The organism is Micromonospora sp. NBC_00860, assembly GCF_045207375.1.
Classification (GTDB): domain Bacteria; phylum Actinomycetota; class Actinomycetes; order Mycobacteriales; family Micromonosporaceae; genus Micromonospora; species Micromonospora vinacea.
This window is the reverse complement of record NZ_CP108825.1, coordinates 627,597-642,508: the sequence shown is the minus strand read 5'-3', so window position 1 is coordinate 642,508 and position 14,912 is coordinate 627,597. Positions and strand designations below refer to the sequence as shown.

Annotated in this window: 13 protein-coding genes and 1 pseudogene; 6 read left to right on the top strand and 8 right to left on the bottom strand. The window is 72.3% G+C overall.

All coding sequences use genetic code 11. The features are described from left to right. Positions 1-308: 308 nt before the first annotated feature. Positions 309-1,427, bottom strand: a complete 1,119-nt coding sequence (locus tag OH804_RS03065; protein WP_406062599.1) for an AAA family ATPase — start codon at positions 1,425-1,427, stop codon at positions 309-311. Next, positions 1,424-2,080, bottom strand: coding sequence for a nicotinamide riboside transporter PnuC (pnuC, locus tag OH804_RS03060; protein ID WP_406062597.1), 657 nt, complete (start codon positions 2,078-2,080; stop codon positions 1,424-1,426). The genes OH804_RS03065 and pnuC overlap by 4 nt, the downstream gene beginning before the upstream one ends. Positions 2,081-2,163: 83 nt before the next feature. On the opposite strand from pnuC, the gene OH804_RS03055 reads away from it, so the two are divergent. Further along, a complete protein-coding gene (locus OH804_RS03055) occupies positions 2,164-2,457 on the top strand; it encodes an antibiotic biosynthesis monooxygenase (protein WP_196924450.1) in 294 nt (97 codons plus the stop codon). Between the two features lie 121 nt (positions 2,458-2,578). Here OH804_RS03055 and OH804_RS03050 read toward each other — a convergent pair whose 3' ends face one another. The 4 genes from OH804_RS03050 to uvrB all read right to left on the bottom strand — a co-directional run bounded on the left by OH804_RS03050 (position 2,579) and on the right by uvrB (position 7,092). Next, positions 2,579-3,436: a helix-turn-helix domain-containing protein gene (locus OH804_RS03050; protein ID WP_406062594.1), complete on the bottom strand. Its 858-nt coding sequence runs from the start codon at positions 3,434-3,436 to the stop codon at positions 2,579-2,581. A 196-nt stretch (positions 3,437-3,632) separates the two neighbouring features. Next, positions 3,633-4,001, bottom strand: a complete 369-nt coding sequence (locus OH804_RS03045; RefSeq protein ID WP_366340831.1) for a VOC family protein — start codon at positions 3,999-4,001, stop codon at positions 3,633-3,635. Positions 4,002-4,091: 90 nt separating this feature from the next. After that, positions 4,092-4,901: a helix-turn-helix domain-containing protein gene (locus tag OH804_RS03040; RefSeq protein WP_406066401.1), complete on the bottom strand. Its 810-nt coding sequence runs from the start codon at positions 4,899-4,901 to the stop codon at positions 4,092-4,094. An 82-nt stretch (positions 4,902-4,983) separates the two neighbouring features. Further along, positions 4,984-7,092, bottom strand: a complete 2,109-nt coding sequence (gene uvrB / locus OH804_RS03035; RefSeq protein WP_196924453.1) for an excinuclease ABC subunit UvrB — start codon at positions 7,090-7,092, stop codon at positions 4,984-4,986. Between the two features lie 206 nt (positions 7,093-7,298). On the opposite strand from uvrB, the gene OH804_RS03030 reads away from it, so the two are divergent. Next, positions 7,299-9,266 carry a hypothetical protein gene (locus tag OH804_RS03030; protein ID WP_406062592.1) on the top strand — a complete coding sequence of 656 codons (1,968 nt, stop codon included), beginning with the start codon at positions 7,299-7,301 and terminating at the stop codon, positions 9,264-9,266. A 2-nt stretch (positions 9,267-9,268) separates the two neighbouring features. On the opposite strand, the gene coaE is transcribed toward OH804_RS03030, so the two are convergent. Next, on the bottom strand, positions 9,269-10,450 hold the full coding sequence (coaE, locus tag OH804_RS03025; protein ID WP_406062590.1) for a dephospho-CoA kinase: 1,182 nt from the start codon (positions 10,448-10,450) through the stop codon (positions 9,269-9,271). A gap of 683 nt (positions 10,451-11,133) precedes the next feature. Then, the gene (gene rpsA, locus OH804_RS03020; protein ID WP_091407939.1) at positions 11,134-12,645 is read right to left on the bottom strand and encodes a 30S ribosomal protein S1; all 1,512 of its coding nucleotides are present in this window, start codon (positions 12,643-12,645) and stop codon (positions 11,134-11,136) included. Between the two features lie 473 nt (positions 12,646-13,118). Between rpsA and OH804_RS03015 the strand changes: the two genes are divergently transcribed. From OH804_RS03015 to OH804_RS03000, 4 genes and pseudogenes are all read left to right on the top strand, one after another. After that, complete coding sequence (locus tag OH804_RS03015) at positions 13,119-13,925, top strand: class I SAM-dependent methyltransferase (protein WP_355010253.1); 807 nt, start codon at positions 13,119-13,121, stop codon at positions 13,923-13,925. 59 nt (positions 13,926-13,984) lie between these two features. Next, entirely contained in the window at positions 13,985-14,242 is a 258-nt protein-coding gene (locus OH804_RS03010; RefSeq protein ID WP_406062587.1) for a Uma2 family endonuclease, read from the top strand. Between the two features lie 36 nt (positions 14,243-14,278). Then, on the top strand, positions 14,279-14,497 hold the full coding sequence (locus tag OH804_RS03005) for a DUF2945 domain-containing protein (protein ID WP_355426866.1): 219 nt from the start codon (positions 14,279-14,281) through the stop codon (positions 14,495-14,497). Further along, positions 14,484-14,828, top strand: a pseudogene (locus OH804_RS03000) (DUF3140 domain-containing protein); the annotation flags it as partial. The gene OH804_RS03005 and the pseudogene OH804_RS03000, both read left to right, overlap by 14 nt. Positions 14,829-14,912: the final 84 nt, after the last annotated feature.

Sequence of the window (14,912 nt, the reverse complement as noted above, 5' to 3'; positions counted from 1 at the left end):
TTCCTCCGGCAGACACGCGGCGTCGGGCACACCGTACGCCCCTGCGGGAGCCGGCGTGCCGCTGTCGCTCACTCTGGTGACTGTCGGAGGTCTCTTCCGCCGTCGCCCCGAAGTGGGGCGGCGACCTACGGGGCCGGGTCGGGTCACCGTGGTTCCGGCGATCGACCGTGCTGACGACTCCGTTGCGGGGGAATACTCCCCTCCTCGGTGACCATTGTTGCCCACCACGCCCCGTGATCGCACCCCGGGCACCGGGTGGCGCTGACCACCTGCGGCCTGGCACACCTCGCCTAGGGCTTCCTAGGAGGCTAGTGCAGGTCGGGTGCGGCGATCGGGTCGGCGAGCGACCAGCCGGCGGCGAGCAGGTCGTCGCAGGCCCGCACCGCCCGGGCCAACCGCTCGGCGTGCGACCCGGTCAGCTCCACCACAGGCACCCCGCACCCCGCCAGCTCGGCGCGGAACCGCTCGGTCATCCACGCCCGCAGGTGCTCACCGTCGCGCAGCCCGTCATCGGTGAACGGAACCCCCCGGTGATCGGTCAACAGGTACAGCGCCGGCCGGCGGGCCGCCGCCCGCACCTCCTCCGATGCGCTGCCCAGGTAGCGCTCCTCCCACACCGCCGTCGCCCGCGCGTCGGTGTCGCAGACCAGCAGCGGCCCGCTCGTCCGGGCCGCCGCGTCCTCGGCCGCCTGCTGCTCGCGGACCACGGCGCGGAAGTCGTCCCGGTCCCAGGTGACGTCGAAGACGGTCGCCTCCGGTGTGCGTTCGCGCAACCCTGCCAGTTTGCGAGCGGTCAACTCCCGGCCGTACTCCGGCACCCAGGACGTGCCGTAGTGCCCCGCGAGCGCCGCCGCCATCGTCGTGGTCCCGGTCGACTCGGCCCCGACCACCACCACCCGCCGGACGAACCACGCCCGCACCGGCGGGCTCAGCCACCGCCAGTGAGCTGCCGGGTCCGCGCGCACGGCCGTCCCGGACACCGGCACCGTCCGCCGGTCCGGATCCACCGACACGGGTACGGCGTCGAAGCGGCGCGCCAATTCGGCCCCGTACGCCTCAGAGGAGAAGACCGCGTCCACCGGCCTCGACCCGACCGCGGCACGGAACACCGCGCAGTGCGCGTCCCAGACCGCCGGATCGGCGTAGTCCACCGGGTGATCGTCGTACCGGCCGACGAAACGGACCCACGGTGTGTCCGCGTGCACCTCCAGCAACCAGCCGAGGCGCAGCGGGAGCGGAATGGACTCCCGACGTGAGGGCGCCACGACGACCGTCACCTCGGCGCAGCGGGCGGCGGCGGCCCCGATCAGCGCGTGGTGCCCGGCGTGCGGCGGATAGAACTTTCCCACCACCATCCCGTGCCCGAACTCCGCCGAGCGGGCCGGCCCGCGAGGCACCGGAGCAGGGCCGGACGTCTCGGCGTTCACGCGGTGACCGGCGCCGGGCCGGGCGGGACCGCGCTCGGCCGGTCGGCCCGGCGCAGGTCGGCCCGCCAGGCCCGCAACCCGAGTACGCACAGGGCGAGGAAGACCAGGTAGAGGACTGCGGTCAGGTGCAGTCCCTTGTACGCGTACAACGGGATGTAGATCAGATCGGCGGCGATCCAGAGCCACCAACTCTCCACCCGCTTGCGGGTCTGCCCGTACGTGGCCAGCAGGGACAGCGCCGTTGTCAACGCGTCGGGCAGCGGCACCGTCGAGTCGGTGCCCCGGTCCAGCAGCACCCAGAGCGCGCCGGTGAGCAGCACCCCGGCGGCGGCCAGCGCCAGCCACTCCCGCCGCCCCGTCCGGCTCACAGTGAGCCGGCTACGCCGCTCGCCACCGAACAGCCAGTGCCACCAGCCGTAGCAGCCGAGCGCGACGTAGACGACCTGGAGCCCCGCGTCGGCGTACAGCCCGGCGGTCCAGAACAGCACCATGAGCAGCAGCACGTTGGCGATGCCGATCGGCCAGTTGGCGATCTTCTGCCGGGCCACCAGCCACACGTTGAGCACACCGGTCGCAAACCCCAGCAGCTCCGCCCAGGTGGTGCCCGTACCGGCCACCCGAAACGCGGTGCCGGTGAGCCAGTCGATGATCACGAGGCCACCCTAGGTGCGGAGCCGGCGCCGGAACAGACCCCCGCGACACCACCGGCCCCGGCCACCGTGGGAGGCTGTCCGACATGGTGCTTGAGGTCGCGCTAATCGATGTACTTCCCGGACACGAGGACGCGTTCGCCAAGGCGTACGCCGAGGGTCACCCGGTGCTCGCCGGGGCGACCGGCTGCCGGTCCGTGCGGATGACCCGAGGAATCGAGTCACCGACCCGTTTCGTGCTGCTCGTCGAATGGGACTCGGTCGAGGCGCACGAGGAGAACTTCCGGGCCACCGAACGGTTCGAGCAGTGGCGGGCGCTGATCGGGCCCCACTTCGCGGGACCGCCCGTGGTGGAACACTTCCTCGACGTACCGGCCTGAGCCGAGCTGTCGTACCCCAGGGTTATCGTGCCGGGCGCACGCGCCGGCCGCCGGTCCCGACGGGCTCGGGGGCGCCGGGCCCGGTGGCCGCGCGGCGCCGCACCGTCGACACCCGCAGCCGTTACTCGCCGACGCGGCGGGCCAGCACGGTGACCGTCTCCTCCGGTGACAGCGCCGCGGCCAGCAGCGCCGCGGTCATCCGTTCGTAGCGGTCGACGTCGAGCACTGTGGCCAACCGGACGTCGGTGGTCAACGCCTCGAGCATCACCGTCCGCGGGTCCGCCGGGTCGGGAAAGGCGTAGCAGGAATACGGTGTGAGCGGGTGCAGCCCGCCACCGGCCGCCCCGCGGGGCAACAGCCGCACCGTGACGTGGGACAGGCCGGTCACGGTGACCAGATGCCGCAGCTGTTCGCGCCAGATCTCCACCGGCAGGTCACCGGGGTCGCAGACGGCCTCGGCGAGCACCGCCGTGTAGCGCGGCGGATAGGCCCGCCGCAGCACCTCCTGCCGCAAGGCCCGAGCGCGCACCTCGGCCTCCACATCGACCTCCGGCGTGAGCTGGGCGCCGGCCGCCACCAGCACCCGGGCGTACGCGGGCGTCTGGAGCAGCCCTGGCACCACCGACGGCTGGTACTCCACGATGTCGGCGGCGCCCGCCTCCAACTCGGCGTACGTGCGCTGCCGTTCGCTCATCTCGCCCAGCGTCTTCCACCAGCCCCGACTGGTCGCCGCGTCCCGGGCGATGACGATCAGCGCCTCCCGGGCGGGCGTGGAAACCTTGTAGACGTCCAGCAGATCGAGCACGTCGGCGAGGTCCGGGCGACTCTGGCCCAGCTCGATGCGGGACAGCTTCGACGTCGAGGCCCAGCCCAACCGGTCGCAGACCTGCTCCAGGGTCAGCGACTCGCGCCGACGGAGTTGGCGCAGTTCTGCGCCGAGACGTGCACGTCGAATAACAGGACTTGTTGGCAGCGGCATCCCGGCCTCCCCACCGAGGGAGACTACGCAGGACGATCACCCAGTGCAATAGCGCGCTCGCACACCGCAATCAGGGCAATCGGTGCCGCTGACCGGCCGGGCCGGCCCACACGTACCGTTTCCACAGGTCAGCAGCGGTTACGGCCGGCGAGGTCCGATCCCGGCGGGCCGTGCGTCCCGCCGGTGCGGCGGGGGCTCAGGGTCGGTAGGTGCCGAAGGACCACACGTTGCCGGCCAGATCGCGGGCGGCGTAGTCACGGGAGCCGTAGTCGGTGTCGAACGGCTCGCGGGTGATCTCGGCGCCGGCCGCGCGGGCCCGGGCGCAGTGCGCGTCGACGTCCGGCACGGCCACGTAGACCGACCAGTCGTCGTCGGCCGGCCGGGGCCGGGCGTCGGCTCGTCCACCGAGCATGATCATGCCGGTGTCGAGGACCAGTTCGGCGTGCGCCACAGTGCCGTCCGGCGCCTCGTGCACGGCATGCACCTGGAAACCGAAGGCGGCACCGAGCCAGTCGATCGCGGCGCGGGGATCGGGATAACGGAAGATCGGATAGATGGTTCGCATGACCCGATTCTGCTGCCGGCGGCGCCGATCCGGATTGGACGAATGTGACCTCCGCTGGTCGCCGACGCGGCTGCGGTCAGCCGGCCCGCGTCAGCGGGCGGCGAGCAGCGCGGCCGGCGTCGCCCCCGCGAACTGGTGGAAGTCCCGGATCAGGTGGGACTGGTCGTAGTAGCCGCAGCCCGCCGCCACGGCGGCCCAGTCGACGGCCCGCCCGGTCGCGCCGACCTGGGTCGACGCCGCGTGGGCCTGCTGGAAACGCAGCAGCCGGGCGGCCATCTTGGGCGGCAGCCCGACCTCCTGCCGGAACCGGGACGCGAGGTGCCGCCGGCTCCAGCCCAACTCGTCGGCGAGCACCCCGACGCTCCCCCGCCCAGCATTGGCGACGAGCCACCGCCACGCCCAGTCGAGCCGCGGGTCCACCGGCGGGGACGCCGCCAGCCGGGCGGTGAGCACCCTGTCGAGCAGGGCGAACCGCTCCGGCCAGCCGGGGGCCTCGGCGAGCCGGCCGCGCAGCCGGTCCAGCCAACGGCCCGGGAGTTGCCCGACGCCGACGGCCCGATTGGTCAGCTCGCTCAGTGGCAGGCCGAGGAGCCGACGGGCGGTCAGCGGGGCGAGCAGCAACTCGACGCCCTCCCCCACACCCACGGTGCGCGTGGTGCACCAACTGTCGAAGGTGCCGGCCACGAACGAGTCGACAGCTGTGACACCGCGCTCCGCGCTGCGCGGGTCGGTCACGTCCAGCGGAGCGCCCCAACCCAGGATCAGCACCACGAAGACGCCCGCCGACTCCTGACGGACCAGTGGCAGGTCCGCCCGTTCCCGGTAGCCCACGTACCTGTCGACGAACGGACGCAGGCTGGCATCGGGCAGACCGAGGACCATCTCGCCGATCGGCACCACCGTCGTCAACAGTGCCCGCCCTTCGCGTGACCCGGTCGGCCGGACCCCAACGGAGCGCTGGGCGTGGCCGACCGGGTGGCCGTCACTTCACCCCGGCGGCGTCCATGCCGCGCAGCTCCTTCTTCAGGTCGGAGACCTCGTCGCGGATCCGGGCCGCCAACTCGAACTGCAGCTCGCGGGCGGCGGCCAACATCTGGTCGTTGAGCTCCTGGATGAGCTGGGCGAGGTCGGCGCGGGCCATCCCCTCCCGCGAGGTGGTGCCGGCGGCGGACCGGCTCCGGCTGCGGGTCTCCTTGACCGGCGCCTTGCCCCGGGAGAGCTGACGCACCGCGCCCCCGACCCGGGAATTCTCGGTGTCCTCCGCCTCGCGGTAGATGTCGTCCAGGATGTCGTGGATCTTCTTGCGCAGCGGCTCCGGGCTGATGCCGTGCGCCTCGTTGTGCGCGATCTGCTTGGCCCGACGCCGATCGGTCTCGTCGATCGCCGCCGCCATCGACGGGGTGATCTTGTCGGCGTACATGTGCACCTGACCGGAGACGTTACGGGCGGCCCGCCCGATGGTCTGGATCAGCGACCGGCCGCTGCGGAGGAAGCCCTCCTTGTCGGCGTCGAGAATCGCCACCAGCGACACCTCGGGCAGGTCCAGACCCTCGCGGAGCAGGTTGATGCCGACGAGCACGTCGTAGTCACCCTTGCGCAGCTCGCGCAGCAGCTCCACCCGGCGCAACGTGTCGACCTCCGAGTGCAGGTAGCGCACCCGGATGCCGTTCTCCAGGAGGTAGTCGGACAGGTCCTCGGCCATCTTCTTGGTCAGCGTGGTGACCAGCACCCGCTCGTCCCGGTCGGTCCGCAGCTTGATCTCGTGCATCAGGTCGTCGATCTGGCCCTTGGTCGGCTTGATCACGACCTCCGGGTCGACCAGACCGGTGGGTCGGATCACCTGCTCGACGAACTCGCCCTGGGCCTGCTCCATCTCCCACGTGCCGGGGGTCGCGGAGAGGAAGACCATCTGGCCCACCCGCTCCAGGAACTCGTCGAAGCGCAACGGCCGGTTGTCGGCCGCGCTGGGCAGCCGGAAGCCGTGGTCGATGAGCATCCGCTTGCGCGACGCGTCGCCCTCGTACATGCCGCCGATCTGCGGGATGGTCACGTGCGACTCGTCGACCACTGTGAGGAAGTCGTCGGGGAAGTAGTCGAGCAGGGCGTGCGGCGGGCTGCCGGGCAGCCGCCCGTCCATGTGCATCGAGTAGTTCTCGATGCCGGAGCAGAAGCCCACCTGCCGCATCATCTCGATGTCGTAGGTGGTGCGCATCCGCAGCCGCTGCGCCTCCAGCAGCTTGCCCTGCCGCTCCAGCTCGGCGAGGCGCTCGGCCAGCTCCACCTCGATGTCGCGGATCGCCCGCTCCATCCGCTCCGGACCCGCCGCGTAGTGGGTGGCCGGGAAGATCACCAGCTGGTCGACCTCGCGGACCACGTCACCGGTCAACGGGTTGAGGTAGTAGAGCTTCTCCACCTCGTCACCGAAGAGCTCGATGCGGATCGCCAGCTCCTCGTACGCCGGGATGATCTCCAGGGTGTCGCCGCGGACCCGGAAGGTGCCGCGCTGGAAGGCCATGTCGTTGCGGGTGTACTGGATGTCGACCAGCCGGCGCAGCAACTGGTCACGGTCGAGCTCCTGCCCGACCTGTGCCTTCACCGCCCGGTTGAGGTATTCCTCCGGGGTGCCCAGACCGTAGATCGCCGAGACGGTCGCCACCACGATCACGTCGCGGCGGGTGAGCAGCGACATCGTCGCCGAGTGCCGCAGCCGCTCCACCTCCTCGTTGATCGAGGAGTCCTTCTCGATGTAGGTGTCGGTCTGCGGGATGTAGGCCTCGGGCTGGTAGTAGTCGTAGTACGACACGAAGTATTCGACAGCGTTGTGCGGCAGCAGCTCGCTGAACTCCTTGGCCAACTGCGCACAGAGCGTCTTGTTCGGGGCGAGCACCAGGGTGGGGCGTTGCAGCCGCTCGATCAGCCACGCCGTGGTGGCGCTCTTGCCGGTGCCGGTCGCGCCGAGCAGCACTGTGTTGCGGTCGCCACGCCGAACCCGGCGCTCAAGTTCGTCGATGGCTGCCGGTTGGTCGCCGGCCGGCTGAAACTCACTGACGACCTGGAAGCGGCTGTCCAGCCGGGGAATGTCAAGCGCCATGCCGTCAACGGTACGCCGGAGGTCCGACAGGAACGGCCGTCACGGCAGGTACGTGATCAGCTTCAATATTCCCATTGTGTGGCCCATGTCACCGGGACTACCCTCTTCATGTAGGCCGCTCGCGGCGGCCGACCGGGCCGGTGGCCAGGCCAACATCACGGCCGATCACCCCCGGCACTGCGGTCGCAGCACCCGGCTCGTCCGGCGTGCGCACCCGTGTGGTCGCGCTCGAGGCGCAGACCGGCCGCCGCGAGCGCCCCTGCTCGTCACCCCGGCGCCTCCCCGCCCGTTTCACCTCCGTGGACACCTCTCCGACCCCGGCGCCCGACACCGCCCGCACCGCCACACCCCGACCGGAGGCCGGAAGCACCGGCAACGGCCCGGCCGGCGGGGGCAGCGGCCCAACCAGTGGTGGCAGCGGCCCGGCCAGCGGCAGCGGGCGGCACCACACCGGCTCGGCCGGTGGCGCCTCGGTGGCCGGCCGGACCAACGATGCCAAGAGCAGGTCCACGGCGAGCCGGACCAACGACACCAAGAGCAGGTCCACGACCGGCCGGTCCGCCGGCGGGGCGCGCCGAGCCACCGCCGGCCGCAAGACCGACGACACGCGCCGGGCCGCCGCCGCGCGGAGCCTCGCGGAGAACCGTGACACCGCCCGCCGCGACGACACCCCGGACACCGCCGACACCACCGGCGCCGCCGACACCACCGGCCCGACCTCGGCCGGCCGTCGTCGGCGTACGGTGCTGCTGTTGCTCGGTCTGACGGCGGTGACGTCCGCGACGGCCCTGGTGCTCGGGCTGTTGAGCTGGGCGCCCGACCCACCCGAGCCGGCCCGGCCGCTGACAGTGGCGGAGAGCGAGCGGCTGGCCGCCGTGCGGGTCACCAACCTGCGGGACCTGCGCGCCGGCGTACGCGTCACGGCCGGCACCGACGCCACCCGCATCGAGCTGGTGGGCTGGGTGGACTGGTCCCGGTCGCTGCTCTACCTCGACGTTGGCGGGCCGGGCGCGGGTGCCGAACGCGGGCTGTTGCAGAAGAGCGGCCCGGTGCTGGTGATCCGGCCCGATCCGGCGGCGGTACCCACTCCCGCCGCGCCACCACTGGTAGCCCCGGAGGACCGGTGGCGGCTGCACCGACTGGCACCCGGGGCGCAACTGGCACCGGTGCTCGACCTGCTCCTCGACCTCGCCGCCGACCGCCCGGACACCACGACCCGGACGGCGCCGTCAAGCGGAGCACGCTGGATCGCCCGGGAGACGGTGCCGGCCGGAGCACTGGACGTCATACAGGCACCGCTGGCTCGCGGCTTGCCGGCCGCCAGCACCGCGATCGGTACCCCCGGCGCCGCGACGCCCGCCCCGGACGGACAGACCCGGTACTGGCTGGACCAGGACGCCCGGCTGCACAAGCTGGTGACCCGGCTGCCCGGCGCCGGCCCGGTCACGATGATCTTCAACCGGGCCGACCGGCCGACACTACGTCCGGTGGACGCACTCGGCGGCCGACCCGGTCTGCCCCGCGCGCTGACCGACGCCGAGCAACGTCGGCTCGACCGGCTGCCAGCCCGACTCCGCGCCCAGGGTGGCGCCACGCTGACGCTGACCGCGCCGATGGGCACGACCACGAACCTGCGGGGCGCCGGCTGGCTGAGCTGGACCGCCCGTACCGCGTACCTCGGGGTCGCCGACCTGGGCGTACCCGATCGCCGGACCCTGCTGCGACGCGACGCCGCCGGTCTGGCCCGGGCGGACCTGCCGGCGGCCAGTGCCGGCGGCGGCACCGCTGAGGCGCCGGCCCGGCCGCCGTTGCCGCCCCCGGCCGTGGCGTGGCGGGTCTCCCGACCCGGCCGGGACGCCCTGAGCGTGCTGGTCGACGCCGCCGTGACCGCCGGATCCGTCGGGCACCGCGGCACCGCCGTGCGGGTCCGCGAGGACGTCGCCGCCGGACGGACCGTGGACGTCATCGAGTCGGGTCCGGCGGACGCGCGGCTGCGCTACTGGATCGACCGCGACGGGTCGCTCCGCCGGCTCGAGTTGCGGACCGACGCCGGTGCGTGGGCCCACCTGGATCTCCGCCCCGCCGTCGTACCGCGGCTGGCCGCCAACCCCCGGCCTGCCGCCCCTCGACCGTCAGCCCCTCGGTCTTCGGCCCCTCGGCCCGGTGCCCGCTGACCTCAGGGGCGCCAGCCGGTCTGGGCGGCCCACTGCTCGGCCCGCAGGTACTCCTCGTCGAACCACGGGTTCCGGGCCGTGCCGGAATCGCCGACCTCCGGCGCCGCGTCGACCAGGTCCCGCTTGAACATCAGGTAGGCGGCCCGCTGATCCGGGTCGGCACGCAGGTGGTCGCGCATCAGCAGCGCGTACCGCCAGCCCGGCGAATCCGCCAGCCGCACGTGCAGACGAACCGGGCGGGCCGGGTCCGCGCTGCCATGCAGCCGCTTCTCCCACCGGCCCCGGCCGGCCGGACGCGGGTCGTCCCACCACTGCCCCGGCACCCGCGGGAACCCGGCGTTCGCCAGCCGATCGGTCAACGGCCCGTCGGCGTCGGCGAGGCTGGAGACCGCCACCTGCACGTCGATGACGTTCTGGGCGGCCAGACCGGGCACCGCCGTCGAACCGATGTGATCGATCCGTAGGGCATCCGAACCCAGCGCGTGCTGGATCCGGGCGGCCAGCCGCGCGTACTGCTCCGGCCAACTCGCGTCGGCCCCCGCCAGCTCGGCCGGAGCCGGCGGAACCACCCGCCGCTGGCGCAGGTTGTCCTCATAGGGCACCAGCCGCTGCTTCCAGAGCAGGTCGACGGCGTCGTGCAGCGCCGTCAGACTCCCGTCGTTGGTCAGCACCACGTCCGCCGCCGCCCGACGGCGGGCGTCGTCGGCCTGGGCGGCGATCCTCCGCTCGGCCTCCGCGCGACCCATCCCCCGGTCGCGCGCCAGCCGCTCCAGTCGGGTCGACACGGCCGTCTGCACCACGACCACCAGGTGGTACGTCGGCGCGAGACCCACCTCGACCAGCAGCGGTACGTCGTTGACGACGATCGCGTCAGGTGCCGCCGCCGCGGCCAGCTCGGCGGTACGGGCCCGCACCCGGGGGTGGGTGATCGCCTCCAGCCGACGCCGGGCGCTCTCGTCGGCGAACACCACCGCTCCCAGGGCGGCACGGTCCAGCGCGCCATCGGCGTCCACCACCGCGTCGGAGAAGGCGGCCACGATCTCGGCCAGCCCGTCCGTACCCGGCGCCACGACCTCCCGGGCCACACGGTCGGCGTCGATGAGCACCGCGCCCCGCTCGACGAGCCGCGCGGCCACCGCGCTCTTGCCCGACCCGATCCCGCCGGTCAACCCCACTCTCAGCACCCGAACAGTCAACCGGATCGACAAGCCCGCCGCCAAACCCACCCACGGCCCGGCGACCTCCCAACCACCCCGCCCCAAGCCGCGACCGCGCCCGTCCCGGCTCCCCGCGCCCCGCGCCCCGCGCCGGGCGCCCGGCGCCCGGCGCCCCGCGCCCCGCGCCCCGCGCCCCGCGCCCCGCGCCCCGCGCCCCGCGCCCCGCGCCCCGCGCCCCGCGCCCCGCGCCCCGCGCCCGGCGCCCGGCGCCCGGCGCCCGGCGCCAAGATCTCCGCAACTTCCCCGATGTTGCTGCCTCCGACAAGCAGGAGACAGCAACATCCCCGATATTGCGCGGATCTTGACGACGAACGCCGCCCCCCGACAGACCGGGACCAGGGTTCGGGCGCCCACGGGCCGCCAAGATCGCGCTCGAACCAGGATGTAGTGGTGTTCGGTGCCCGGGAGGCCCCTCCATCATGGATCGAGCGCGATCTTGGGCGGTCGGCGCCAGCCGCGCATGCCGCGCCCACGGCGGAGCCCCGGCCCGCGGGAGCGCCGCGCCCACAACTCGCCCGGGGCACCCGAGGCCGCAACTCGCCCGGGCAACTCCCCGCCCGCAGCTCGCGCGGGGCACGGCGGGTACGGCGAGGGCCCCGCCCCCAGCGATCCGGAGATCGCGGGGACGGGGCCCGTCGTCGTTCAGCGGGTCACTTACCGCCGGCGAGCTTCTCCCGCAGTGCGGCGAGCGCCTCGTCGGTGGCCAGCGTGCCGGCCGGCTCCTCGGCCTGCCGGCTCGGGGCCGGGCTGGACGAAGAGGTGGTGCCACCGCCACCGCCACCGGCAGCGGCCGGAACGGCCGGAGTCGGGTTGGCGGCAGCCTCGGCGTCGGCGGCCCGAGAGGTCTGCACCTGCTTGGTGTGGGCCTCCCAGCGCAGACGAGCCTCGGCGTACTGGTTCTCCCAGGTCTCGCGCTGCTTGTCGTACCCCTCGAGCCACTCGCCCGTCTCCGGGTCGAAGCCCTCGGGGTAGATGTAGTTGCCCTCGGTGTCGTACGTCGCGGCCATGCCGTAGAGGGTCGGGTCGAAGTGCTCCTCGCCCTCGACGAAGCCCTCGTTGGCCTGCTTGAGCGACAGCGAGATCCGGCGGCGCTCCAGGTCGATGTCGATGACCTTGACCATGACCTCGGAGCCGACCTGGACGACCTGCTCCGGGATCTCCACGTGGCGCTCGGCCAGCTCGGAGATGTGGACCAGGCCCTCGATGCCGTCGTCCACGCGGACGAACGCACCGAACGGCACCAGCTTGGTGACCTTACCCGGCACGATCTGCTGGATCGCGTGGGTGCGGGCGAACTGCCGCCACGGGTCTTCCTGGGTCGCCTTCAGCGACAGCGAGACCCGCTCGCGGTCCAGGTCGACGTCCAGGACCTCGACCTCGACCTCCTGGCCCACCTCGACGACCTCGGACGGGTGGTCGATGTGCTTCCAGGACAGCTCGGAGACGTGCACCAGACCGTCGACGCCGCCCAGGTCCACGAAGGCGCCGAAGTTGACGATCGAGGACACGACGCCCTTGCGGACCTGGCCCTTCTGCAGCTTGTTGAGGAACTCGGTGCGCACCTCGGACTGCGTCTGCTCCAGCCAGGCCCGGCGGGACAGGACCACGTTGTTGCGGTTCTTGTCCAGCTCGATGATCTTGGCTTCGAGCTCCCGCCCGACGTACGGCTGCAGGTCGCGCACACGACGCATCTCGACCAGGGATGCGGGCAGGAAGCCGCGCAGCCCGATGTCGAGGATGAGGCCGCCCTTGACCACCTCGATGACCGAACCGCGGACGACGCCGTCCTCGTCCTTGATCTTTTCGATCGTGCCCCAGGCCCGCTCGTACTGTGCCCGCTTCTTGGAGAGGATCAGACGACCCTCCTTGTCCTCCTTCTGGAGGACCAGGGCCTCGATGTGGTCGCCAACCGTCACAACCTCGGCGGGGTCCACGTCGTGCTTGATCGACAACTCCCGAGAGGGGATGACACCCTCGGTCTTGTAGCCGATGTCGAGCAGGACCTCGTCCCGATCGACCTTGACGACGGTGCCTTCGACAATGTCGCCGTCGTTGAAGTACTTGATGGTCTCGTCGATCGCGGCGAGGAATGCCTCCTCGGAACCGAGATCGTCGTGGGTGACCCGGGTGGCGCTCGAGGGGGCCTCGATGCTGCTCGTCATGTGGGCGGTTGCTCCGGTCGGTGGGTTGTCACAGCAGGCTGGTGTGTCGCAGTGACCTGTTCGCGCCAGCGGATCCGTCGCCGGGCACACCGAACGATCGCCTAGTGAGATCATGATGTGGCTCCGTCGACCGCGCACCTGCTCCCTGCCGAGGCAACGCGATCCGCGAGCGCATCGTCTAGCCTACCGTGCGCATTACCACAGCGTGCAAGCCCTCCCGGGTTCTCTTCGTGCGATGACCTGCGAAAGCCGAACAATCGCCCGGAAATGACCCCTGCTGTCTCCTGCGTCACAGCAGCCCCGCGCGCCACGCTTGCTCGACCCGGTGTCCCCGGCGTGTCCGGCGTGTCCGCCCGCCCGGACACCCCGAACTTCACCGAAGACGAGACGATCAAGGCCGTCGCGCGAGGGGTCGGGCAGATCGTGGACGCGTCGCCGTACCCACCGGGGTTGGTGGGGCCTAGCGTGAGCGCGTGGATGACGACAGCCGGGTTACCCGGCGCCGGGTGGGTGACGCCGAGGCCCGGCGCGCCAACCGCGGCTGGTGGGACACCGACGCCGACGACTACCAGGCCGAACACGGCGCGTTCCTCGGCGACGTGGACTTCGTGTGGTGCCCCGAGGGCCTGCGCGAGGCCGACGCCCGGCTGCTCGGCGACGTGTCGGGGCGACGGGTGCTGGAGGTGGGCGCCGGCGCCGCGGCCGCCGCCCGTTGGCTCGCTACCCAGGGCGCCCGGCCGGTCGCCTTCGACCTGTCCGCCGGCATGTTGCGGCACGCCGCCGAGGCCGCCGACCGCACCGGGGTACGCGTGCCGCTGGTGCAGGCCGACGCGCTCGCCCTGCCGTTCGCCGACCGGTCGTTCGACGTCGCCTGCACCGCGTTCGGCGCGATCCCGTTCGTGGACGACTCGGCGGCACTGCTCGCCGAGGTGCACCGGGTGCTGCGCCCTGGCGGCCGGTGGGTGTTCTCGGTGACCCACCCGATGCGGTGGATCTTCCTCGACGACCCCGGTGAGGGCGGCCTGACGGCCGTGCACTCGTACTTCGACCGCTCCCCCTACGTGGAGCAGGACGAGACCGGCGTGGCCACCTACGTCGAGCAGCACCGCACCCTCGGCGACCGGATCCGCGAGTTGGTCGGCGCCGGCTTCCGGCTGCTGGACCTGGTGGAGCCGGAGTGGCCGGAGGGACACGAGGGGATCTGGGGGCAGTGGAGCCCGCTGCGCGGACGACTCTTCCCGGGCACCGCCATCTTCGTCACCGAGAAGCCCGCCGACTGAGCGCCGCACGCACAGTGCGACGGCTGTCCGACCGGTCCTCGCTACGACCACACGACGTCGTGCTCGCGGTGGAGGTCGTCTCGCCCGGCACGCGACGGATCGACCGGTTCGCGAAGCCGGGCGAGTACGCCGCCGCCGGCATCCCGTTCTACTGGCGCATCGAGCAGGACCCGGTGCATGTGTACGCGTACCGGATCGGCGACCGGGTGGGGCCGGGCGGTGAGCGGCAGTACGAGCTGGTCGCCGACGGCGCCGACGTGATCGAGCTGACCGAGCCGTTCGACATCAAGCTGCCGGTCGCCGAGATCACCCCGTAGTCGTTTCGCCCTGGCCGCCTCGGGTAGCCGACGACCATGGCCGAACAGAGATTCCGCAAGGGCGACCATGTCTCCTGGTCGGCCCACGGCAGCCGCGCGTACGGCGTGGTGCGGGGGACGATCACCGAGCGGACGCGGATCCGCGGGCGGGCCGTGAACGCGGCTCCCGACGACCCGCAGTACCGGGTCCGCAGTGACGGCACGGGCCGCGACGTGGCCCACCGCCCCGAGGCGTTGCGTCATGAGCAGAAGTGACGACGGCCGGGACACCTACCGGGAGTTCACCGAAGCGGTGAACATGAAGCCCGGTGAGCTGTCCACGTGGTTGGAGACCGACGAGTCGAAGCAGGTCGGCTGGCACAAGGGCGGTCACGCCGGTGGTGGCGAGTCGGTCGGGCACGAGTCCGGCCGGAAGATCATCAATCTGCTCCGTCGTAAGCGCGGCGACCTGTCCGAGGGCGACTACAAGCACATGCGCAAGGTGGTCGGCTACGTACGCCGGCACATGGCGCAGCGCCCCTCGGGCGACGTCCGGGACACCAAGTGGCGCTGGTCCCTCATGAACTGGGGCCACGACCCCCTGAAATAACCACACCACAGATCAGACCAAGGGCGACGGCCCTGATCCACAACGCCAACGCCAACGGTCGCGACCAGGGCAGCCCGGTCA